Annotated in this window: 21 protein-coding genes and 1 pseudogene; 10 read left to right on the top strand and 12 right to left on the bottom strand. The window is 38.6% G+C overall.

Annotated elements, in window-relative coordinates:
- Positions 1-23: 23 nt before the first annotated feature.
- Positions 24-449: a DUF4183 domain-containing protein gene (locus ACYQ73_RS00110; RefSeq protein ID WP_460010588.1), complete on the bottom strand. Its 426-nt coding sequence runs from the start codon at positions 447-449 to the stop codon at positions 24-26.
- Positions 450-1,365: 916 nt separating this feature from the next.
- Between ACYQ73_RS00110 and ACYQ73_RS00105 the strand changes: the two genes are divergently transcribed.
- Positions 1,366-4,977 (top strand): dynamin family protein, encoded by a 3,612-nt coding sequence (locus ACYQ73_RS00105; protein WP_460010587.1) that lies wholly within the window; start codon positions 1,366-1,368, stop codon positions 4,975-4,977.
- Between the two features lie 10 nt (positions 4,978-4,987).
- Positions 4,988-5,797 (top strand): sulfurtransferase, encoded by an 810-nt coding sequence (locus ACYQ73_RS00100; protein WP_460010586.1) that lies wholly within the window; start codon positions 4,988-4,990, stop codon positions 5,795-5,797.
- A gap of 19 nt (positions 5,798-5,816) precedes the next feature.
- Here the strand turns inward: ACYQ73_RS00100 and ACYQ73_RS00095 are convergent, their stop codons facing one another.
- Genes ACYQ73_RS00095 through ACYQ73_RS00085 form a run of 3 tightly spaced genes read right to left on the bottom strand, consistent with a single transcriptional unit; the run spans position 5,817 to position 6,510 of the window.
- A complete protein-coding gene (locus ACYQ73_RS00095; protein WP_460010585.1) occupies positions 5,817-6,008 on the bottom strand; it encodes a hypothetical protein in 192 nt (63 codons plus the stop codon).
- Between the two features lie 23 nt (positions 6,009-6,031).
- A complete protein-coding gene (locus ACYQ73_RS00090) occupies positions 6,032-6,214 on the bottom strand; it encodes a hypothetical protein (RefSeq protein WP_460010584.1) in 183 nt (60 codons plus the stop codon).
- A gap of 23 nt (positions 6,215-6,237) precedes the next feature.
- Positions 6,238-6,510 (bottom strand): hypothetical protein, encoded by a 273-nt coding sequence (locus tag ACYQ73_RS00085; protein ID WP_460010583.1) that lies wholly within the window; start codon positions 6,508-6,510, stop codon positions 6,238-6,240.
- A 279-nt stretch (positions 6,511-6,789) separates the two neighbouring features.
- Between ACYQ73_RS00085 and ACYQ73_RS00080 the strand changes: the two genes are divergently transcribed.
- The gene (locus tag ACYQ73_RS00080) at positions 6,790-7,620 is read left to right on the top strand and encodes an MBL fold metallo-hydrolase (protein ID WP_460010582.1); all 831 of its coding nucleotides are present in this window, start codon (positions 6,790-6,792) and stop codon (positions 7,618-7,620) included.
- 420 nt (positions 7,621-8,040) lie between these two features.
- Entirely contained in the window at positions 8,041-9,243 is a 1,203-nt protein-coding gene (locus ACYQ73_RS00075) for an NAD(P)-dependent malic enzyme (RefSeq protein WP_460010581.1), read from the top strand.
- A gap of 75 nt (positions 9,244-9,318) precedes the next feature.
- Here ACYQ73_RS00075 and ACYQ73_RS00070 read toward each other — a convergent pair whose 3' ends face one another.
- The 3 genes from ACYQ73_RS00070 to gdhA form a co-directional block, all read right to left on the bottom strand.
- Complete coding sequence (locus ACYQ73_RS00070; RefSeq protein ID WP_460010580.1) at positions 9,319-9,972, bottom strand: Yip1 family protein; 654 nt, start codon at positions 9,970-9,972, stop codon at positions 9,319-9,321.
- A 170-nt stretch (positions 9,973-10,142) separates the two neighbouring features.
- Entirely contained in the window at positions 10,143-10,829 is a 687-nt protein-coding gene (locus tag ACYQ73_RS00065) for a phosphoribosylaminoimidazolesuccinocarboxamide synthase (protein WP_323653865.1), read from the bottom strand.
- Positions 10,830-11,016: 187 nt separating this feature from the next.
- Positions 11,017-12,390 (bottom strand): NADP-specific glutamate dehydrogenase, encoded by a 1,374-nt coding sequence (gene gdhA, locus ACYQ73_RS00060; RefSeq protein ID WP_460010579.1) that lies wholly within the window; start codon positions 12,388-12,390, stop codon positions 11,017-11,019.
- Between the two features lie 187 nt (positions 12,391-12,577).
- Between gdhA and ACYQ73_RS00055 the strand changes: the two genes are divergently transcribed.
- Both ACYQ73_RS00055 and ACYQ73_RS00050 read left to right on the top strand, forming a co-directional pair.
- Entirely contained in the window at positions 12,578-13,039 is a 462-nt protein-coding gene (locus tag ACYQ73_RS00055; RefSeq protein ID WP_460010578.1) for a YaiI/YqxD family protein, read from the top strand.
- Between the two features lies 1 nt (position 13,040).
- Positions 13,041-14,363, top strand: a complete 1,323-nt coding sequence (locus ACYQ73_RS00050; protein WP_460010577.1) for a D-serine ammonia-lyase — start codon at positions 13,041-13,043, stop codon at positions 14,361-14,363.
- A gap of 87 nt (positions 14,364-14,450) precedes the next feature.
- Here the strand turns inward: ACYQ73_RS00050 and ACYQ73_RS00045 are convergent, their stop codons facing one another.
- From ACYQ73_RS00045 to ACYQ73_RS00030, 4 genes are all read right to left on the bottom strand, one after another.
- Entirely contained in the window at positions 14,451-14,642 is a 192-nt protein-coding gene (locus ACYQ73_RS00045; protein ID WP_049666523.1) for a hypothetical protein, read from the bottom strand.
- 230 nt (positions 14,643-14,872) lie between these two features.
- A complete protein-coding gene (locus ACYQ73_RS00040; RefSeq protein ID WP_460010576.1) occupies positions 14,873-15,814 on the bottom strand; it encodes an alpha/beta hydrolase in 942 nt (313 codons plus the stop codon).
- 29 nt (positions 15,815-15,843) lie between these two features.
- Positions 15,844-16,917 carry an LLM class flavin-dependent oxidoreductase gene (locus tag ACYQ73_RS00035; RefSeq protein WP_460010575.1) on the bottom strand — a complete coding sequence of 358 codons (1,074 nt, stop codon included), beginning with the start codon at positions 16,915-16,917 and terminating at the stop codon, positions 15,844-15,846.
- 22 nt (positions 16,918-16,939) lie between these two features.
- Positions 16,940-18,100 carry an MFS transporter gene (locus ACYQ73_RS00030; RefSeq protein ID WP_460011491.1) on the bottom strand — a complete coding sequence of 387 codons (1,161 nt, stop codon included), beginning with the start codon at positions 18,098-18,100 and terminating at the stop codon, positions 16,940-16,942.
- A gap of 308 nt (positions 18,101-18,408) precedes the next feature.
- On the opposite strand from ACYQ73_RS00030, the gene ACYQ73_RS00025 reads away from it, so the two are divergent.
- The gene (locus ACYQ73_RS00025; RefSeq protein WP_460010574.1) at positions 18,409-18,990 is read left to right on the top strand and encodes a TetR/AcrR family transcriptional regulator; all 582 of its coding nucleotides are present in this window, start codon (positions 18,409-18,411) and stop codon (positions 18,988-18,990) included.
- Between the two features lie 303 nt (positions 18,991-19,293).
- On the opposite strand, the gene ACYQ73_RS00020 is transcribed toward ACYQ73_RS00025, so the two are convergent.
- The gene (locus ACYQ73_RS00020) at positions 19,294-20,475 is read right to left on the bottom strand and encodes a pyridoxal-phosphate-dependent aminotransferase family protein (RefSeq protein ID WP_460010573.1); all 1,182 of its coding nucleotides are present in this window, start codon (positions 20,473-20,475) and stop codon (positions 19,294-19,296) included.
- Positions 20,476-20,664: 189 nt separating this feature from the next.
- Here ACYQ73_RS00020 and ACYQ73_RS00015 point away from each other — a divergent pair, with 189 nt between their 5' ends.
- The 3 genes and pseudogenes from ACYQ73_RS00015 to ACYQ73_RS00005 form a co-directional block, all read left to right on the top strand.
- Positions 20,665-20,856: a hypothetical protein gene (locus ACYQ73_RS00015; RefSeq protein ID WP_460010572.1), complete on the top strand. Its 192-nt coding sequence runs from the start codon at positions 20,665-20,667 to the stop codon at positions 20,854-20,856.
- A 117-nt stretch (positions 20,857-20,973) separates the two neighbouring features.
- The gene (locus tag ACYQ73_RS00010) at positions 20,974-21,744 is read left to right on the top strand and encodes a DUF1835 domain-containing protein (protein WP_460010571.1); all 771 of its coding nucleotides are present in this window, start codon (positions 20,974-20,976) and stop codon (positions 21,742-21,744) included.
- A gap of 71 nt (positions 21,745-21,815) precedes the next feature.
- Positions 21,816-22,320, top strand: a pseudogene (locus ACYQ73_RS00005) (transposase); the annotation flags it as partial.

Raw genomic sequence — 22,320 nt, 5'->3', positions numbered from 1 at the left:
TCACCCCCTTTCAGGTTTGTTATTTACATTGTAGAAAATCCTAATGATTCTATGATGATTGGAGTACCTTTATAAATTGTTGAATTATCTGGACTTAAGGTTAACGAGGTTGGGGTTATAGTGTAAATTCCACCTTCCTGCATTACGGCATTGATGTAAAGATTAACGTAGCCATTCGGATTAAAAATTTTAAATTCAATTGCTGTGTTCCCATCATCACCCCAAAATTGACTAGCAGATAGAGTCGCCCCATTCGTTAAATTAATATCTGATGTAGCGATATGGAAATATCTATTTACTGTTGGAATGATATTTCCATTAGGTTCAATGACTGGGGGAGGGTCTACCGGAGGAAGAGTACTAGCTTTTATACGAGGCCAAATAAACCGATCTTCACACCCACATTCACATTCTTGCTCGAGTTTTTGGTGATTCCTAAAGTTCACCATTTTTTTATCACTCCATTTAATTATTTTTTCCCCAAGTTAACTTTGTAATTTCCACTATTATTAGTATTGCAATCACACATTAAACTTTTTTAAATCTTAATTTGCCTTACCTTAAAATATGAAGAGAATAATAAATTGCTTAGTTGTGCAACCATTTTGAAATAGAAATTAGTAGTTTTTTTTAAAATATTGGCCCATCACTACAAATTGACAATGACATTTTGTTAAAACGTATGAAATGCATAAATTGATTGGAGTGGAGACTGGACGACTCCTTGGGGATTAGCAATAGAGGAACGAAGGCTAAAACCATCACATCCTGTGATAACGCCTTCGTGACCAACATCGTGTTGGCTCGAGACCCTGGAGCGAAGCGGCTCATCGGACGCCCCCAGGAAGCTCTGCTCTGCGCGAAAGCAAAGCGACAGCTACAAAGCGCCCAGTCGGAACGGAAATCAACCCCACGTTTTGATAGTAAGCCTGAATAATGCATTTTTTTGGTTAAACAGGACGAGATGGATGAATATGGCGTCTGAAACCTATATATATATGCTTTTCAAAGTAAATTAGTGTTATACTTTGTTTGTCGAATAAGGTAGAATACTAATTATGACTATCTTCATTCAGAAAAACTACCACCTCTGAAGTGGTAAGATGAATGCGGATATAGTTCCGTTCCAAACAAGACGAAATAGAGGAACTCAGTTTAAGAACGCCACGTCCTGTGGCAACGACTGAGTGACCAACATCGTGTTGGCCTAAAGCCTCCGGCGGATGTCACGGATTTTTAAAGGAGTGAATTGTGCTCGCACAATTCAAAATCCGGACGCATTGTTTATCTGTGCGAAAGCGCAACGACAGCAACAATTACGCCAAGGCGAAATTGATTAATATGAATAAAGGGGTTACTGGTTTTATGAATGATTTTGAACAACAGTTGGAGGCGCTATTAAAGCAAGCTTCGTTACAATACATAATTTATCAGCATAATGGTGATACAGAGCGTATGGATAAGACATCACTTTTTGCACGTAAAATACAGCAAAAAGAATATGTTATCGGCTTTGCTGGCCATTTCTCTGCTGGTAAGTCGAGTATGATTAACGCGCTATCAGGTGAAGATTTACTTGCGTCAAGCCCTATTCCAACGAGTGCCAATATCGTCAAAGTCCATAAATCAGATGAAGACTTTGCGATTGTCTATATGCACAATGAGAAGCCTGTAAAATTTGAAGCGGGTTATGATTTTAAAACAGTGAAAGAGCTTAGTAAAAATGGGGACCTAGTGTCTCAAATTGAAATTGGTCATAGTACATCGACATTACCATTAGGCGTCACAGTTATGGATACGCCAGGTGTCGATTCGACAGATGATGCACACCGTATGTCAACAGAGTCAGCCCTTCATATTGCTGATATCGTATTTTATACAATGGACTACAATCACGTGCAATCAGAATTGAATTTTCAATTTACAAAGCAATTAATGAAGTACAATCCAAACGTTTATTTAATCGTTAACATGATTGATAAGCATAATGAAAATGAATTAAGTTTTGAGGAATTTAAAGCAACAGTTCACAATTCCTTTGCGGCTTGGGGTGTAGTACCAAAAGGTGTATTTTTCACTTCATTAAGAGAGCCTGAGCACCCTAATAACGATTTTAAAGCTGTTAAGAAAATTGTTATGGATAGTATGAATGATTGGCAGGATCAACTTGTACAGACAGCATCAAATACGCTGCGTTTATTACAAAGTGAGCATGACACTTATTTAACAGAAGAAAGAGAAGATCGTTTAGACATCGATGAAGATGTATTAAGTGCCGATGACTGGGCAAACCATAAAGATATTTTAGAGCAGTACAATAAGCTAAATCGCCAAGTTGAATTGTTCTCGATTGAGGCATGGAATGAAACCTTCGAGGAGCAACGTAAAGAACTTCTTGCGAATGCTGCCATTATGCCAGCTGATTTACGCGATAAATTACGTCTGTATTTAGAGAGTCAGCAGGATGATTTCAAGGTAGGAGGCTTATTTACTGCTAAGAAGAAAACAGAAGAAGAGCGTAACCGCCGTAAAGAGGATGCCTATAGTGCCTATCAAAATGTTGTGCATGCACAGATTACTGGACATTTAAAAGGGCTAATGAAAAAGGTGTTAAAGGATGTTAGTGCATTAAATGAAGAACGTGCTACAGCTATTGATGCCTACGCCTTTGAATTACCATTCTCCCTTATTGAGCAGCAGGTACAAGTTGGTGCTATATTAACTGGAGATGCCGTTCTAAACTTCGCAAACCGCGTGGCAGAGGCAACTAAACGCTACTTCATCCAGGAAACAGATAATTGGAAGGATGCACAAGCAACAACTTTAGAAGCAGTGGCTACTGAAACAGCAGCTCCATCTAAATTAAAAATGGCTGGGATGCAAGCGAAAGTTGATGCTATTCAGGCAGTGCTTGAAATCGAGGGCTATCAGCAATATAGTGCAAGTATTATGCATCAGGCAAGCAATGAAATACGTCAGCTAGCAAATCAACAGCTTACAAATTGGGATCATGCCTTTAAGAAAGATTTAGCAGATATTCGATTGTTTGATGAATCGATGTTAAAGCCAAAAGAGGAAGCGTTACAGCAGGAAGAGGTACAGCAAGCAGTAAGTGCAACAAGCCTTCCTATTGAGGGTGTAGTGAAGCGTGCACTTCATACGGCAAATTCGGTAAAAGATGTACAAGGCTTTGCGGAAGTAGCAACTTACTTAGAAAATAAAGTAGAACGATTACAGAAAAAGGATTTCACAATCGCGCTTTTCGGTGCATTTAGTGCAGGGAAATCTTCATTCTCTAATGCGTTAATGGGTGCTAAAGTTTTACCTGTATCACCAAACCCTACAACAGCGGCTATTAATAAAATTCGTCCTGTAACACCAGAGCATCCGCATGAAACAGCAGATGTACTGTTAAAAACAGCTGACCAAATGCTAGAGGATATTCAAGCTTCATATGCAGCAGTTGGTTTATCGGTTTCTTCTTTAGAAGAGGCGTATAATCGTGCAGATGAAGGACTTGCGGTACAGTTATCAGACGAACGCTTAAATGTGCATAAATCATTTATTCGTGCATTTAAAGAAGGATTCCCTACATTTAAGTCTGAGCTTGGAAAAGTATTACGTGTTAATCGTGAAGAGTTCGAAAAATTTGTTGCGCAGGAAAATAAATCATGCTTTGTCGATAATATTGACTTCTATTATGATAGTCCGTTAACACGCATGGGTGTGACACTTGTTGACACACCAGGAGCAGATTCTATTAATGCGCGTCATACAGGTGTTGCGTTTGAATATATTCGTAATGCTGATGCAATCTTGTTTATTACTTATTATAATCATGCTTTTGCTAAAGCTGACCGTGAGTTTTTAATTCAGCTAGGGCGTGTGAAGGATGCCTTCGAACTTGATAAAATGTTCTTTATCGTCAATGCGATAGATTTAGCGACAACAGAAGAAGAGCAGGAAGATGTAAAAGGCTATGTACGTTCAGAGCTACAACGCTTTGGCATTCGCTTCCCTCGACTTTACGGTGTGTCGAGCTTATTGGCATTAAAGGAAAAAGTAGAGGGTGGTGATTTAACATCAGGTATGCCACCTTTCGAAGATGCCTTCCACACATTCTTAAATGATGAATTAAGTGCATTGGCTGTTCAGGCACTTGCTGAGGAAGTCGATAAAACGGAGCAACGTTTAGGTGACTTAATTGCGCAGACAGAAGAGAACTTAAAGCGTAAGGATGAGCGTTTAGAGGAATTAACAACTCTTGAGCAGCATATAACATCGAAGTTTAATACGCTTAATACAAGTATGTTAGAAAGTGAAACGAAGCAAGAGCTTGATGAATTATTGTATTATGTTCTTCAACGTGTGTATTATCGTTACCCAGAGTTCTTTAAGGAAGGTTATAATCCTTCAACATTTGCTGCAATGCCAGCTCAGTATGCATTAGAGCATGCTCTAAAAGAAGTAATGCAAAGTTTACGCTTTGACTTTACACAAGAAATGCGTGTAACAAACTTCCGTTTATCACAGTTTATTAGTAAGAAGATGCAATTACGCTTTAAAGATGAAGTACGTGAGCTGAAAGAATTAAACCGTAGCTTCTCATTCTTAGCGTTTGAATCTTCTGAGCCAGATTTACTTGATTTTGAGGGCCCATTTACAGATATCACGAAATATTCGGGTGTTAAATCACACTTCCGCAATCAAAAGGCATTCTTTGAGAAGAATGAAAAATTGAAGCTAAGTGAGGCGCTTGAAGTATTAACAAAACCAGATGCGCAAAACTATTTAGATTCACAGAAAGTATCCCTCATGACATGGGCTATTACCTATATTGCTGAGGAGGCAGAGAAATTACGTCTGCATATTTACCATCAAGCACTTGAACAAATTGCCACAGAAAGACTTGCACTTCAGGAAGAAAGTCGTTTAGCTTCTTGGAAAGCTATTTACGAACAATTACAATACGCATGAGGTGATTCATTTGGGAAAAGTATTCAAATCAGTTGAGGAAATTCAGTTAGATGGAGTCCGTTTCGTAGATGCTCGCTTTGATTTACAAAACAAAGAGGCGGGGAATACACTATTTGAAGTGGGACATGCACCAGGAGCGATTTATATCGATCTGGAGCAGGATCTATCAGATATGGGGTCTAGCAATGGTCGCCATCCTATGCCAAATAAAGAAAAGCTATCGGCAGTATTTCAAGGATTAGGATTAAGCTATGAGGATCAAATTATCATTTACGATCAAGGCGCAGCGCCATTTGCACCACGTGCTTGGTGGATGCTGACATATGCAGGTTTTCCAAATGTAGTGATTGTGAATGGTGGTGCACCTGCGCTCGAGGAAAAAATATCTTTCACAAAAGATATTATAAAATATCCACCGACTACGATTGAATTTGTTTGGCGAGATGAACTATATGCTCCACGTGAAGCAGTTAAAGCTATTGTAGATGGAGAAGTCAATGCGACGTTGCTAGATGCACGTGCCGCAGCTCGCTACCGTGGTGATGTTGAGCCCCTTGATATGGTAGCTGGACATATTCCTACAGCGAAAAACTTTGACTGGGAACAATTAAAGTTAGATGGTCGTCTACAAGCTAATGATGAGCTACGCAGCAAGGTTGCTCATGATGAGCATGTTGTTGTGTATTGTGGCAGCGGTGTTACCGCATCACCATTGTATGCAGTGCTAGCAGATGAAGGTTATGAAAATATTCAATTGTATGTAGGCAGCTTTAGTGACTGGATTACACAATATGATGTAGAAAAAGGAACAAATGAATAAATGATGGAGGAAGAAACGCTCACTTTGGTGGGCGTTTTTTTGCTTTTATTGGTGTGGAAAGGGTAGCACGGATGAGACGGATAGAGCGGTCAAAGCGACGGAAAGAATTAGCAGAGCGACGGATAGAATCGTCAGAACGACGGAAAGTGGTCGAAGTGACGGAAAGAGTGGCAGAAACGACGGAAAGAATAGTCGAAGTGACGGAAAGCATGATCAGAGCGACGGATAGAATCGTCAGAACGACGGAAAGTGGTCGAAGTGACGGAAAGAGTGGCAGAAACGACGGAAAGAATAGTCGAAGCGACGGAAAGCATGATCAGAACGACGGATAGAATCGTCAGAACGACGGAAAGTGGTCGAAGTGACGGAAAGAGTGGCAGAAACGACGGAAAGAGTAGTCGAAGCGACGGAAAGCATGATCAGAGCGACGGATAGAATCGTCAGAACGACGGAAAGTGGTCGAAGTGACGGAAAGAGTGGCAGAAGCGACGGAAAGAATAGTCGAAGTGACGGAAAGCATGGTCAAAGCGACGGATAGAATGATCAGAACGACGGAAAGTGGTCGAAGTGACGGAAAGAGTGGCAGAAACGACGGAAAGAATAGTCGAAGCGACGGAAAGCATGATCAGAGCGACGGATAGAATCGCCGAGGTGACGGATAGAATCGTCAAAGCGACGGATAGAGAAGCCAAAGTCGTGGATAGCCCCGCCAAAATCGTGGATAGAACCGCTAGAGCGACGAATTATGAAACAATATATGTGGATTGTACCCTCTGCTACAGCATGCTGGATTTTTCTAATGAATATAGAATACGATGCAATGGTCTCACTATAATAGTAGGAGCTATTTTAATAGCAATCTTCAATTTACATTTATTTCCCTTGCATCATTTGACAAAGGATATTACATCAACAATGCGAGTTGTGATGTATTCATAAAATGACTGATTATTCATTTTATGCTACACTCTTTTTACAAAGGGGGGAAAAGGATGTTTGAACGAGTGAAAAGTATAGACATTCAGCGAAATCGTGAAGTGCAATGTGCTCATGGTGAAGTGGCAGTTCAGGGGATTGGAATGAGTGTTTATAGCTTTTTTGTAGATGGATTACTAATTGATACAGGCTCATGTTCACTTTCGCAGGAGTTCCAATCCTTTTTTAACGAAATACCGATTGAACAATTGGCGCTCACTCATTCTCATGAGGATCACTCAGGAAATGCAGCATGGATTCAGCAACATAAGAATGTACCTATCTATATTCATCGTGATTCGATAAGTATTTGTGCAAAGGATGGAGAGTATCCTTTTTATCGACAGGCATTATGGGGGGAGCGGCCAGCGTTTAATGTTCAACCGTTAGGCGATACATTGAAAACGAAATCAGCTACATGGGACGTTATCGAAACACCAGGGCATACGACAGATCATGTATCATTTTACAATCGAGAAACAGGTGCTATGTTTACAGGAGATTTGTATATACAGACGAAAACTAAGGTTGTCCTTGATGAAGAAAATATCGTACATACCTTGGCGTCTTTGAAGAAAATATTAAACTATGATTTCGAAGTCGTTTATTGCTGTCATGCGGGCTTTTTAGCGGATGGTCGAGCGAAAATACAAGAAAAAATTGCTTATTTAGAAGAAATGGAGAGTAATATAAGGCGAATATTTGATAAAGGTTATTCGGTAGAAGAAATGACAAAATCAATCTTTTCACGTGATTATCCGATTACAAAAGTATCAGGAGAACAGTGGTCTTCCAAGCATATTATCACTGCTTTTATAAATAAATTTACGCATGAGTCCTTAAAATAAGGGCTCTTTTTTGTTTTGAAATCGAGGGGTTCAGAAAATAAAAAAAGAATACTTGAGAATGCATAGTAAAAAACTTTGTGAAAAAATGTGAAGAAAATGTGACGGAACCAGATGGAATAATGGATACGCTTACATTAGTTTGTGAAAAATTTCTCATTTACACAAGAAAAATACTATGTGAAAAGTTGAACAGGCTTAATGGCGGCATTTGTACATTTTTTATAAGGCAAATCGATGTTTTTATTATATTAAAAAAATTGATTGTGAAGTTGATAACAAAACAAATAAGTGACTTTAATGATAATAAATAGCGCTATTTCGAAGGGGAAATAAAATTGACAGAAAATTCATTGACTTTACTTTCACAAAGTATTATGATTCTAAAATATATAATAATTCAAAAGAAAAGGATGGGATTGAATGGACATTATGAAAAAGGCTTTAGAAATGCACGAGTATTATAGTGGGAAATTAGAGGTGATTTCTAAGGTTCCTGTGCAAGATTCATATGATTTAAGTCTTGCGTATTCGCCAGGGGTAGCTGCACCTTGTGTAGAGATTGAAAGAAATCCATCACTTGTTTACGACTATACAATGAAAGGTAATATGGTAGCGGTTGTTTCAGATGGTACGGCGGTATTAGGGTTAGGGGATATTGGTCCGAAGGCAGCATTACCAGTAATGGAGGGGAAGGCTATTTTATTAAAGCGTTTTGCCAATGTTGATGCTTTTCCTATTTGTTTAGATACGAAGAATACGGATGAAATCGTCAGCATTGTGAAGGCGCTTGCTCCCACTTTTGGTGCTGTAAATTTAGAAGATATTTCAGCGCCGAGATGCTTTGAAATTGAAGATCGTCTGCGCCAAGAATGTGATATCCCTGTATTCCATGATGACCAGCATGGAACGGCGATTGTAGTAGGTGCAGGGATGATTAATGCCAATCGTATTGTGAAAAAAGATGTGGCAACGATGAAGGTCGTAATTAATGGTGCCGGAGCAGCGGGTATTGCTATTTTGCGTATCCTTGTACAAATGGGTTATAAAAATATTTATATGTGCGATACAAAAGGTATCATTTATGAAGGTCGCGCTGAAGGTATGAATCCAATTAAAGAAACGGTGGCCCATTTAACAAATCCTGAAAAAATACATGGAACATTGGACGATGCCATTAAAGGTGCTGACGTCTTTATCGGTGTATCGGTTGCCAATTTATTAACAGAAGCACATATTGCTTCAATGAATGAGGATCCAGTCGTGTTTGCACTAGCAAATCCAAATCCTGAAATTACGTATGAAAATGCTAAAGCATGGGGTGTACGTATTATGGGGACAGGGCGCTCCGATTATCCAAATCAAATTAATAATGTGCTTGCTTTCCCTGGTATTTTCCGTGGAGCATTGGATGTTCGAGCAACAGATATTAATGAGGCAATGAAAATAGCTGCAGTGGAAGCGATAGCCGCTCTTGTAAGTGATGAGGAATTAACGGAGGAATATATAGTACCTAAATCATTAGATGAGCGAGTTGTTGAAATTGTTTCGCAAGCTGTAAGTGGTGCAGCTGTTGAGTCAGGTGTGTCAGAGCTGTTCCAACAAAATACAGTGCTTTCGGTTTAACGTGAATAATCTACTATACTTAAACAATTGTGAATCTAAAAAATCTCCCACTCTCATAGAGAGAGGGGAGATTTTTTACATCGTTCCGGCAAAAACGCCGACAATTAAAAAGAGAACAATCATCAGAATAATGAGTAGGATAATGAAAATAATGCTTGGAATAAAGAGTGTAAAGAAGGCCATCCAATTGTTTATTTGGTGTGCTTCTGCAACAATTCCTACTGTAATAACGGCGTTCCAAATTGCAACCACAAGCGATAATAAAATTGCAGGCCAAATAATCCAAGGGTAAGACCCGGCGAAGTCAGGATCCATTAAAGACTCAGGTGATGTAAATAACCAAACTAAATAAAAAGGAATAAGTACCATAGCTGGAATAGCAGTTAAACTTAGCCCTTTGAATAGGTTTAAATACGTACCTGTTCCTTTAAAAAGTTTACCGACCAGCCAAGCGATTAGTGCAACAAAAGCCGTACTGATTATTCCACCAATCGGTGATAGAATAGCACAAAATAGTAGGATAAGCCAAGGAGACCAGTTTATCATAAATGTCTCATCGATAACTTCTGAAAGTGTAACACCAATATAACCAATTGACAAAAGAAGAATCGCAAAACCTATTGATTTTTCTTCTATCATGTAACGGGTTGTTTGCTTTGGATGCAACCAAATAGACAAAAATGGATTAACCTTTAACCTTTCTTGTGATGTTTCATTAAAGTCATCCATTAAATTACCTCCAAAATAATAGTATAAATGCATTATGCGTATAATTAGTATACGACTGAACGAATGAAAAGTTTCGAAAAAACATCTTAGCAACAAAAAGAGCCGCAAGAAAGCGACTCTTTTTGATTACTCGTATCTAGTCAGGCATGGCATTTTAATAGAATGGTTTTTTATTCAGCTAACATAATTTTTTCAAGCTCTAATGGTTCTATGTATTGTTCGCCTTTGTAAGCACGCATATTACCACCTGAAATTTCATCTATTAATAAAATTTCATTTGTTTTAGCATCGCGGCCAAACTCTAGTTTAATATCATAAAGTGTTAACCCTTTTTTGTCAAGCTCAGCAGCAACAAATTTAGCAATTTCAATTGTGCGTTGCTTTAAAATTGCGTATTCTTCGTGTGTTAACAGGTTTAACATGGCTAAAGCATCTTCAGAAATAGGAGGATCTAGTCGATCGTCATCTTTGATTGTAACTTCTACGAAAGAATCTAAGTCTTGTCCTTCTTTAACGTAAGCACCATAGCGACGTAGGAAAGAGCCTACTGCCTTGAAGCGGCAAATGACCTCTAACCCTTTACCGAAAACAGTTGCAGGCTTTACTGTCATTGTTGCATCGTTGAAGTTTGCATCAACGTAGTGAGTAGGAACACCTTGTTCGTTTAGTTTTGAGTAGAAATAAGAAGTTAAGCGAAGTCCAGCTAATCCAGCACCGTCGATTGTTAATCCAACAGTATTAGCACCTGGATCGAATACGCCGTTCTCTCCAGTTACATCATCTTTAAATTTTAATAAGTAATGACCATCTTCTAATTGAAACACATTTTTCGTTTTACCTGTATACAATAATTCCACAAAAAACCCTCCAATATTTCGTAGTACTCCATTATTATAACACGAATGTTTTAAATGTTTAATAGTAAAAATGTTCGTTTTAGATGATGGTTTTTATGTTTTTTAACTTCGTTTCTAATGGAAAATAAGATGATAACGAATATTCGTTATCATCTTAGGATGGGTTAAAAGGATTCTGAAATTGTAATTAATAAACGCCTTCAGCTAGCATACCATCAGCAACTTTAATGAAGCCAGCGATGTTCGCGCCAACTACAAGGTTCCCAGGGTAACCATATTTTTCGGCAGCTGCTTTACTGTCCGCATAAATGTTTTTCATAATTTCATGTAATTTAGCATCTACTTTTTCAAATGACCAGAAAACGCGACTTGAATCTTGCGCCATTTCAAGAGCAGATACAGCAACACCTCCAGCATTAGCAGCTTTAGCAGGACCGAATAATACGCCAGCATTTAAGAATTCGTTAATGGCTTCAAGATCTGATGGCATGTTTGCACCTTCACCAATAGCTTTCACTCCGTTAGAGATTAAAGTACGAGCTGAATCGCCATTAATTTCATTTTGTGTAGCACATGGAAGCGCGATGTCACAAGGGATCGTCCAGATACCAGTGCAACCTTCTGTAAATGTAGCAGTTGGACGATAGTTAAGGTATGTGGAGATACGATCGCCTTTTACTTCTTTAATTTCTTTAATTGCATCAAGATCTAAACCTTCTGGGTCGTAAATATAGCCTGAAGAGTCAGAGCAAGCAACCACTTTTGCGCCATAAGCTTGTGCTTTTTCAATAGCATATGTTGAAACGTTACCAGAACCAGAAACTACAACTGTTTTACCTTCGAATGAATCGTTGACATCTTTTAGCATTTCATTTACAAAATATACAGTACCATACCCAGTTGCCTCTTTACGGGCTAAAGAACCACCGTAGCCAGGAGTTTTACCAGTTAATACACCAGATTCGTTTGCGTTTGTTAAACGCTTATATTGGCCCCATAAATAACCTACTTCACGAGCGCCAACACCAATATCACCTGCTGGAACATCGACATCTGGACCAATATGGCGGTATAATTCAGTCATGAATGCTTGACAGAAACGCATGATTTCCGAATCTGATTTACCTTTAGGATCGAAGTTTGAACCACCTTTACCACCACCGATTGGTTGGCCTGTTAAAGCATTTTTAAAGATTTGTTCAAAACCTAAAAATTTGATAATGGATTCATTTACGGAAGGGTGGAAGCGAAGACCGCCTTTGTACGGGCCCATTACGTTGCTGTATTGTACACGGTAACCGCGGTTTACTTGGACTTCATTGTTATCATCTTGCCAAGCTACACGGAAAGAAATGATACGATCTGGCTCAACGATACGAGATAAGATATTAGCTTTAATATATTCAGGGTGTTGTGCAAATACAGGCACTAATGAAATGAAAATTTCTTCAGCTGCTTGTAAGAACTCCGCTTGATAACTATTTTGTTGTTTTAGTTGCTCGAATACGCCATCAACGTATTCTTTTGCTAATTGTTCGTTGCTTACAGTTGTAGTTGTCATAGTAAAAAACCTCCAGTTATTTGATATTTGTATCGTATATCTATTTTTCGCACTATTCAATAAAATACTTTTTCTAACAGTCTAAAGTTTGTGAAAAATTGAACAAATAGGGGTGGGAATTTATTATACCAAAATAATAATAGGTCGAGTGATTTATCTAATTATGAGAAAGGAATGATGCTTTATTGTGAAGGTTTTAATTGACGCTGATGCCTGTCCAGTCGTGGATTTAGCGCTTTCTATATCATCTGAGTTTGAGATTGAAACAATCTTGTTTTGCGATACATCCCACCGTATTGAACGTGATAATGTAATAACAATTATGGTTCCTAAGGGTCCAGATTCGGTTGATTTTACGCTAGTGAATGCGCTTTCAAAGCATGATATTGTCATTACACAGGATTACGGTTTAGCAGCTATGGTTTTGGCAAGAGGAGGTTATCCAATCGATCAAAATGGACGAGAGATGTCCAATGAAAACATCGAACGTTTGCTCGATATGCGCCATGTTGGACAGAAAATTAGACGAGCTGGAGGACGTACGAAAGGACCTAAAAAACGAACTCAAGAAAACAATATTTCGTTTGAATTGAAATTTCGACAAATTTGTGAACGAGCGATTTTAGCTCAGAAAACGGAGGAATCTTAAGATGAAAAATGAACTTAAACACGAACTATTTAATCAATTTCCGAGACTAAATGATTTAGCAAATTATAATACTGTACTTTGGGAAAATACAAATCGAGAAAAAAAGGCGCAAACAAATCTTTTTTCAATGGAGGAAGTTGAGGAGGCAGAAGAAACACTTAAACGCTTTTCTTCCTATTTAACTTTAGCATTTCCAGAGCTTTTGGAAAGCAAAGGGCTTATTGAATCATCTTTACTAGATATACCTTTCATGAAGAAAGCTCTTGAAAAGGAATTTGATGTTTTAATACCAGGTCAATTTATCTTAAAATGCGATCATGCCTTGCCAATTTCCGGCTCTATTAAAGCCCGTGGTGGTATATTTGAAGTATTAAGGCATGCAGAACGACTTGCGATTGCTAGTGGTAAGCTAACAAAAGAGGATAGTTATGCCGTGTTGGCAACAGAGGACTTGCAATCGTTCTTTCAACAATACACAATTGCCGTAGGTTCTACAGGTAATTTAGGATTGAGTATCGGCATTATGGGCAAAAAACTCGGCTTTAATGTCGTTGTACATATGTCGAGTGATGCAAAAGAGTGGAAAAAAGCATTGCTGCGTGAAAAAGGTGCGACGGTTATTGAATATGAAGCAGATTATAGTGTTGCTGTAGAACAAGGTCGTCGAGAGGCTGAACAAGATCCTATGTGTCATTTTATTGATGATGAAAATTCGAAGGACCTATTTGCCGGCTATGCAGTAGCGGCGAAGCGTTTAAAAGCACAGTTTGAAAAGACGAATATTACTGTGGATGCTGCCCATCCATTGTTCGTGTATTTACCATGTGGTGTAGGTGGAGGACCGGGAGGAGTTGCGTACGGCATACGTGAAATTTTTGGAGAACATGCCCATATCTTTTTCGCTGAGCCCGTAGCATCCCCTTGTATGACAATTGGCTTAATGACAGGTTTACATGATGAGATTAGTGTAGAAGATATCGGCCTTAATAATAAAACCGAAGCGGATGGCCTTGCTGTTGGTCGTGCGTCAAAATTTGTTGGTAAAGTGATGGAAACTTATATTAGCGGCTGTTATACAGTGAAAGATGAAGAATTATTTACGTCGCTCGGTTTAGCGATGGATTCGGAAGGTCTATTTTTAGAGCCATCTGCGCATGCAGGGATGTTCGGACCAATTCAGCTAATGAAAAATGGACAAAGTTATTTAGAAAAGCATGATTTAGTTGATAAGATGGAGCAAGCTACCCATCTTGTATGGGCAACAGGTGGAAGTATGGTGCCGGTGGAAATGCGTGAGGAATACATGGCAAAGGTAATGAAGTAGCAAGAATTAAAGATTAAGGTAGTTAGTTAAAGAGAAAACGCAAGAATGCTATCGGAATCAACATTCTTGCGTTTATTACTTTTAAAGTTATTTATATAAATAGTCCAACGCTTGATAATCTTGCTGATAGCGTCCACCGTCCGCTACTTCAGCGTGATATAGAGCTTTTAAAGCATAATTTTTTTGCAAATCCATTTCGGACATTAACTCTTTTAGGCGATCATGTAATTCACGGTTTTCTTTCACAAGTTGCTGCATTTGTGGTTTAAAATATTTCATACTGTCTAACTCCTCAATTTATAACGTGCTTAATAGTATAACACTTTTAGCTTTTGAAAATGCACTCATATTCATAATCCTGGCTGTAAAAGATTATTCAGTCTATTCTGTCGTGAAGTATTGGCCTAAATTGTAATTTTACTTAGGTGTATCGTTTTCTTGTACAGTCCTACTTTTCAAATCAGTCAGTAGGGGAGATGGCCTCTTTTGAAGTTTATGGCTATCCGATGTTAAGAATATAGAGCGCGTGTCATAGCATCTAAATAATTCTGACTAGCTCGTTGACTTACTTCCGCTTCTGGCACAAAGACTTCAAAGCAATGGAAGCTACCAGGATAGAGTTGGAATTCAACATCTACTCCTGCTTGGGCAAGACGTGTCACGTAATCAATGGTTTCATCTCGGAATAAATCGAGTTGACCTATACATGTATAAGTTGGAGGTAGTCCTGCTAAGTTATCTGCTCTTGAAGGGACCGCATACGGAGATCGCTCATGGGTGTCCTTTTCCTCACCTAAGTACATACACCAAGCGGCCAAATTATTAGTTCTACTCCATATTGCATGATCCTCGGTAATCTCGTAGCTGGAAGGTGTTTCATTTCGGTTATCAAGCATTGGATACAGTGGCATCTGGAATATAATTGAGGGTCCTCCTTTATCACGAGCCATTAATGCTAGAGCTGCTGTTAGTCCTCCGCCACCACTTGCGCCTGCAATCGCCACCCGTTTGACATCGATGCCAATGGAAGTTGCTTCGGTTGTCATCCATACTAACCCTGCATAACAATCTTCTATTGCTGCCGGGTAGGGATGCTCAGGAGCAAGTCGATAATCAACCGAAACGACAACGCAATTAGCAGTCTGAACAAAGCGTTCACATAAAATATCATCCATATCAGGGTGTCCCATAACGAAGCCACCGCCATGAATCCAAAGTATCGCTGGAAGTTGTTTACTATTTCGTTCAACAGGTTCATAAATTTTAACCAACATCTCGTCTCCATCACCTCTGGGAATCATACGATTTGATGTGTGTACAAGTTCTGACTTCTCCGAAGGCGGGGTGGACAAAAGACTTCGACTCCACTCTAAATCTTTCTCCAATCGAAAGCCTGGAAATTGGGAGTAAGTCTGTCTTAATTCTGGCAAGATTCGATTATTGATCGTCATATAAATTCCTCCTGTTAAATAATGATATCTTAAAGAAATGGATGTCCTTCTAGTGCCATTTCCTTCTCCCATTTGGCAACTTCCTCACGTACACGAGGAGCAACTTTTGTTCCGAGCAATTCTATAGCTTGCATGACTTGATCATGTGGCATTGTACTTAATGGTACGTACAGCATAAAACGTGTAATCCCTACATGTTTACGAAGGTGGATGATTTTTTCAGCAACTATATCTGGATCACCTACATATAACGCTCCTTCAAAACTTCGTGCAGCATCATAGCTAGAGCGATCATAATATCGCCAACCCCGTTCTTTGCCTAATTTATTCATGCCCGCCTTTGTTGATGGGAAGAATGTATCCGCTGCCCATTCAGTATTCGGGCCAACAAAACCTATTGAATGAGATCCCACCTGAAGTTTTGATAAATCATGCCCTGCTTGAGCAGCTGCCTTTTTATAGAGCTGTACGATAGGTGCAAACTGCATTGGACTGCCACCAATGATTGCTAGCATAAGTGGTAATCCTAAAAGTCCTGCACGGATGGCAGATTGTTGATTTCCGCCACTACCAACCCATATTGGTAAGGAGTTTTGAACAGGTCTTGGATACACACCTAAATTATTGATTGCTGGTCGATGTCTACCTTCCCATACTACTTTTTCTGACTCGCGAATCTTGAGGAGTAAGTCCAAATGTTCCTCAAATAGTTCATCATAATCATTTAAATTGTAGCCAAACAAGGGGAAGGATTCGATAAAGGAACCACGACCTGCCATAATCTCAGCACGACCATTTGAAAGTCCATCTAATGTGGAAAAATCCTGAAAGACACGTACAGGATCAGCCGAAGATAGAACTGTTACTGCACTTGTGAGCCGAATCTTTTTTGTTTGTGGAGCTGCAGCAGATAGCACCATTGCTGGAGAGGAAGCAGCATAATCTTCTCGATGGTGCTCGCCAACACCAAACACATCCAGCCCCACTTGATCTGCAAGAATGATTTCTTCAACCACTTCACGCAAACGTTGTGCATGACTAATCATTTCACCGCTATGAACATCTGGTTTTGTTTCTACAAAAGAGGTAATTCCTATTTCCATTTGTTATCTCTCCTTATCAAATCTAATATTTTGTAAACCGTTTAGTCGTAACCCAAAAAATAAGAGCAATTGCACTGATTAAAGCTCCGAGGAAAGAAACCCCTCCCCAACCGAAGTGTGCATATATCTGTGTAGAAGCAATTGAGCCACCAGCACTGCCGATGGAATAATACATCATATATCCAGCGGTAAGTCGACTACGTGCTTCTGTACGTAATGGAAGAATCATTGTCTGATTAGTGACATGTACTGCCTGTACGGCTAAATCAAGCATCACAATACCTACAATTAATGCCAATAACGACTGTTCTAGATAGTTGATAAACAGCCATGAAATGAGTAATAGAACTAAAGCAATACCTGTCGTTCTTTGTCCGAAACCTCGATCGGCCAGTTTCCCGGCCTGTGCTGCGGCTAGTGCACCAGCCACTCCAACGAGACCAAATGCACCAATTACACTATGTGAAAGAGCTAATGGTGGAGCACTAAGTGGCAAAACAAGTGAAGTCCACAAAATACTGAAATCAGCAAAAATTAGCATGGCTAGAACTGAGCGGATCCGTAATGTTCTTTCTTGTATAAACAGAGTGAACACGGATTTAATTAGCTGATGATAGGGGAGTGATTTTACTTCACGCTCCACCTTTGGTAACACCTTCAGAAACATACAAACCATTACAAGCATGAGGGCGGCAGAGACTAGATAGACGGAACGCCATCCTGCAAGGTCTGTTAATAGACCAGCGAAGGTTCGAGCAAGCAGAATGCCAATGACGATCCCGCTTGTAACAATACCAACAACACGTCCACGTTCTGTAGGGGAAGCCATAGTTGCTGCAAACGCCACAAGTGTCTGCGTCACAACTGCAAGTAGACCTACTAAGCCCATACCTGTAAAAAGCACCACGCTAAAAGAAGCAGTACTAACTATAAGCAAAGCCGTTGTGGATAATAGCATCTGTCCGATAATCAAGCGTCGTTGGTTTAGTAAATCTCCAAGAGGTACCAGTAGTAATAAGCCCAACCCATAAAAGATCTGCGTGATGGTAATTACAATACCTATTGTCGAGTGATCAATATTAAATTCATTAGACAATTGATCAAGCAACGGCTGTGCGAAATAAATATTGGCGACAGACATTCCGCAGGCTGTTGCGAATAATAAAGTTACAGTTCTAGACATAGAAGGTTGTAGATTCAACGCAGATGCATCAACTTCTTGCCTCAGGTCATTGTTCACACTATATCCTCCGTTCGTATTGGATTTTAACTATAACATACCGTTCGGTACAATATAATTATTGGTAAATATATCTTAGTGTTATTTGTAATGTCAAGGTTTTGTTTGAAATTATTTTTCTCCTTATTTACAATATACAATGGAAATTGACAATAAAAGCAGCTGATTATACAATGTTTACATACTGTTTGGTATTTAAAATTTTATAGTGACAAACTCAATAACTCTTAAACAATGGAGGTGGATTTTTTATGGCAAGGATCCGTGAATTTGATGAGGAAAAAGTTTTAGAGGCTGCCATGCAGTTATTTTGGGAGAAGGGCTATGAAGCTACTTCTTTAAGTGATCTCACTGCTAGAATGGGGATTCAACGTCCGAGTATTTATTCAACCTTTGGTGATAAAAAGGAACTATTCGAAGCAGCACTTCGTAGATATACGACATCTCGTGCAGCTGATATACGAGCTAGACTTCAAAGTCATGCCTCTGTAAAACAGGCATTTGCTATTTTTTTTGAAGAAGTGATTGCTACTGAATATACGAAAGATCTTAGTAACGGCTGTTTTTGCATCAATACAATGGTTGAACTAGCTCCTCATGATGAAAGATTTGAAATCTTAACGAGAGAACATCAACTTTATCTAGCCGTCATTTTTCAGGAGACAATTGAACGAGGAATCCAATCGGGTGAGTTAGAGGAAGAAACGGATGCAAAGTCTTTAGCCCAGGCTCTAATTGTGGCGTTAATTGGATTAACGGTCATGATGAAATCTCAACCGCAAAAATCATTTATTGACAATGCAATCGCAACAACTCTCACATTACTCAAATAAATTTTGTAAATTATTAATAGCTTTCAAAAAAAAGTGAAATCGACGCCGCGATTTCACTTTTTCTCGAGAATATTTATGTCCAAGCCTCAATAAAAAAGGCCATAACGAAAAGTTTTTTTGGGACCCATTGAAACTATAGGGATTAAATTTATGAAATTAACTCAAATAAATAAACAAACCTCCAAACCCATACAGAGATTTGGAGGTTTAAAGCTTTATCCCACATTAGCAAGCAGTAAAATGGAGAATAACTACCCATATAAGCCCGATTAGTTAAGACAAATCATCGATGGAGATCTCTGATTAAAGTTTCACTTTATCGTGGCATTGTTTTCGCTGAGCGGTTAAAAATACTTCCTGTGCTGCCCGTACACCTGCACCTGGCTCGAAGTCATATTCAAAGTCTTGAAGTGCTGCTTCCATTAAAGAAACGGCCTGTATAATATCACTTGGGAAGCAATAGCCCATATGGCCGAATCTGAAAATTTTCCCCTGCAAATCTCCGAGTCCTCCAGCGAAATCTAAATGATAGTGTTGCTTTAAATGTGACAAGAAGTCACCAAGTACAATCCCTTTTGGTGCCATAATTGCTGTAATAGTTGGCGAAGCATGCTCATTAGTAGTGAGAAGTTCAATATTAAGGGCATTCATTGCATCACGTACCATGTTTTTCATTAGTTCGTGGCGGGCAACTGTATGTTCAAAGCCTCCTTCTTCCTCTATAAGTTTACATACTTCGTGAAGCCCATATATAAGTGTGACAGTAGGCGTGTTTGGCGTCATCCCTTTTTCTGCCCAGTTACGATAGCTTAATAAGTTTAAATAATAGGACGGTGTATTATTTTCTTCAATTACGTTCCAAGCTCTGTCACTAACGCTGACAAGAGAAAGTCCTGGAGGTAGCATCATCGATTTTTGAGATCCAGTAACAAGAATATCGATTCCCCAGGCATCCATTTCAGCAGGAGCTCCACCTATGCAACTTACACCATCGACAATACATAATGCATCCGTTTCCTCACGTACAACTTGTGCTAATTCAGCAATTGGGTTTAAGATACCAGTCGAAGTTTCATTGTATGTGATAAAAACAGCTTTAATATCTTTCAACGGCAGCAAGAATTCTCGTAACTCCTTAGCTGTGCAAGCTTGTCCCCATTCTTTTTCAAGCTTATGTACATGAAAGCCGTATTTCTCACAAATCGAAACGAAATAGTCTCCGAATGCTCCAACAGTGATCACAACAACATTTTCACCAGCAGAAACAGTGTTAACCGCCGCGGCCTCTAAAGCTGCTGTACCTCCTGATGGAAGGAGTAAAACATCCTGCTTTGTCCCGAAAACAGGTTTTACTAATTCAATGGTTTCACGGTAAAGCTCTACAAATTCATTGCTTCGATGACTAATAATATCGCGATTCATCGCAAGCTGAACCTTTTTCGGAATTGGCGTAGGTCCTGGATGTCTTAAAATATTTTCATACACAATCATCAAACCCCTTTGTAATTAATGATTAGAAATTCTAAATTTTCTAACTATAATATAGCATATTTTTTCTGTTATCTAACTTCTTTTTCAAAATTTGATTAGTCAAGTGTTGTAAGAGAGTTGAAAATACGACGAATCATTCCCAATTTTTATATGGTAAAATTTTTATAAAAGGGGGGTTGAGTTATGGAATCAAAAGCAAATTATCCATATATTTATTTTTTACTGGAATCAAATACGGTTTTTGTCTATCGAATTAAAACACATAATTATCTGAACGCATCGGATTTGATAGATAGGAGTGAATGGGAAGCTTATGAATTACAGCATCATGTTCAATTTGAAGCATTCAATCATGAAGAAAGTGAAGCAACTTAGGGGTGGAGTTACTGGCTTGAGCAAGATAAATTAAGCGACATAGTAGAAATTATCAATGACTGTATTCAAAAACATCGTTCTGTAGATCAACGAATAGCAACGCAGGCAGTTCATATTGTGAGTTCTGAATCTGCTGCTGGTTCAGTGAGAGTAGCACTAGCACCACCTAAACATGTGATTGGATTCCCTGATGGCTTCTCAATTGGACCATTGTGGAAGCTAGAGGAGAAAAGAGGTCAAACATTCCGATATAATTGGTTATTTCAAAATATTAATGATGGACAGGAAGATGTTTATCAAAATAAGTTTACAAATACTTTGCGTGAAATAGAAGATATTTCTAATCATGTTCCTATTTATATTTGGTATGGTAATAATGCTGATGAACAATGTGGGCTCCGTTTTTTCCTCTATTTATTGCGAGATAAATCGAATGAGATTTTTCTTATTAATACAACAGAACATAGTAAGGCTAATTGTGCGACAAGTCATCTTAGTTCACAGCAATTAGCACAGCTTTTTATCAACATAGAAGAAAAAAAGCCATTAACTATTCAGGACCGTCGAATTTTCAAAAATGAATGGGAAACATTATCACAAACTAACGATATTCTGCGCTTATGGATTAATAATGAAATAAAAGGGGTTCCAGAAAATTATTTTGATCCACTTATTATAGAGACGATCGAAAGGCTACATAATGAACAAACAACAAAAGATTTTATAAAGACGGGGATAGTGATTGCGGAACTATTACCTTTAATAGAAGCGTTTCCAAGTGTATTCTTTTTAGAATGTAGAATAAGATTTTTAGTCTATAGTGGGGTGCTTGCATTAAAAGGTATTCCTAAGTCCATGAGACACTATAGTGTAAAATTACGTGAATAAGTTGAAAACCTCTTAATTGAACTGCACCCCAATTGTTAGACACATCTAACAATTGGAGGTGCAGTTTTTCTATGGCTAAATATACTGTAGAAGATAAATTACAAGCAGTTGAGCGTTACTTAAATGGAAATGAAAGTGCTAATAAAATAGCTAAATCTTTGGGGACTGATAAACAGGCAATTTTTAAATGGGTTAAGCAATATGAATACAATGGTGCGGAAGCTTTTATTAAGCCATATACAAATTACACACTAACGTTTAAAATGGATGTACTAAATTTTATGATTGAAAACGGTACGTCCTTAAACGAAACGGCAGCGATTTTTAAAATACCTGCCCCTTCAACAATTAGTGTTTGGAGAAAGCAATTTGAAACTCAAGGATTAAATGCCCTTCAATCAAAGAAAAAGGGGCGTCCATCCATGAAAAAAGAATTCAATAAACAATCGAAACAATCAAAACAATCACCAGTCGAAGGCTCTACCGAAACACTTGAAGCACGTATTAAACAACTAGAAATGGAAAATGAGTATTTAAAAAAGTTGAATGCCTTAGTTCAAAACAAGGAAAAATCAC

Source organism: Lysinibacillus sp. CTST325 (genome assembly GCF_054665055.1).
Note: the sequence above shows the minus strand (reverse complement) of the source record. Positions and strands in the feature narration are given on the sequence as shown.

Coding starts and splice junctions, on each gene's coding strand:
- ACYQ73_RS00090 (WP_460010584.1), bottom strand. CDS start 6,214: ATGCTTTCCGTCGCTTCGACTACTCTTTCCGTCGTTTCTGCCACTCTT.
- ACYQ73_RS00075 (WP_460010581.1), top strand. CDS start 8,041: ATGGACATTATGAAAAAGGCTTTAGAAATGCACGAGTATTATAGTGGG.
- ACYQ73_RS00105 (WP_460010587.1), top strand. CDS start 1,366: ATGAATGATTTTGAACAACAGTTGGAGGCGCTATTAAAGCAAGCTTCG.
- gdhA (WP_460010579.1), bottom strand. CDS start 12,390: ATGACAACTACAACTGTAAGCAACGAACAATTAGCAAAAGAATACGTT.
- ACYQ73_RS00110 (WP_460010588.1), bottom strand. CDS start 449: ATGGTGAACTTTAGGAATCACCAAAAACTCGAGCAAGAATGTGAATGT.
- ACYQ73_RS00025 (WP_460010574.1), top strand. CDS start 18,409: ATGGCAAGGATCCGTGAATTTGATGAGGAAAAAGTTTTAGAGGCTGCC.
- ACYQ73_RS00050 (WP_460010577.1), top strand. CDS start 13,041: ATGAAAAATGAACTTAAACACGAACTATTTAATCAATTTCCGAGACTA.
- ACYQ73_RS00095 (WP_460010585.1), bottom strand. CDS start 6,008: ATGCTTTCCGTCACTTCGACTATTCTTTCCGTCGTTTCTGCCACTCTT.
- ACYQ73_RS00035 (WP_460010575.1), bottom strand. CDS start 16,917: ATGGAAATAGGAATTACCTCTTTTGTAGAAACAAAACCAGATGTTCAT.
- ACYQ73_RS00040 (WP_460010576.1), bottom strand. CDS start 15,814: ATGACGATCAATAATCGAATCTTGCCAGAATTAAGACAGACTTACTCC.
- ACYQ73_RS00045 (WP_049666523.1), bottom strand. CDS start 14,642: ATGAAATATTTTAAACCACAAATGCAGCAACTTGTGAAAGAAAACCGT.
- ACYQ73_RS00070 (WP_460010580.1), bottom strand. CDS start 9,972: ATGGATGACTTTAATGAAACATCACAAGAAAGGTTAAAGGTTAATCCA.
- ACYQ73_RS00030 (WP_460011491.1), bottom strand. CDS start 18,100: ATGTCTAGAACTGTAACTTTATTATTCGCAACAGCCTGCGGAATGTCT.
- ACYQ73_RS00080 (WP_460010582.1), top strand. CDS start 6,790: ATGTTTGAACGAGTGAAAAGTATAGACATTCAGCGAAATCGTGAAGTG.
- ACYQ73_RS00015 (WP_460010572.1), top strand. CDS start 20,665: ATGGAATCAAAAGCAAATTATCCATATATTTATTTTTTACTGGAATCA.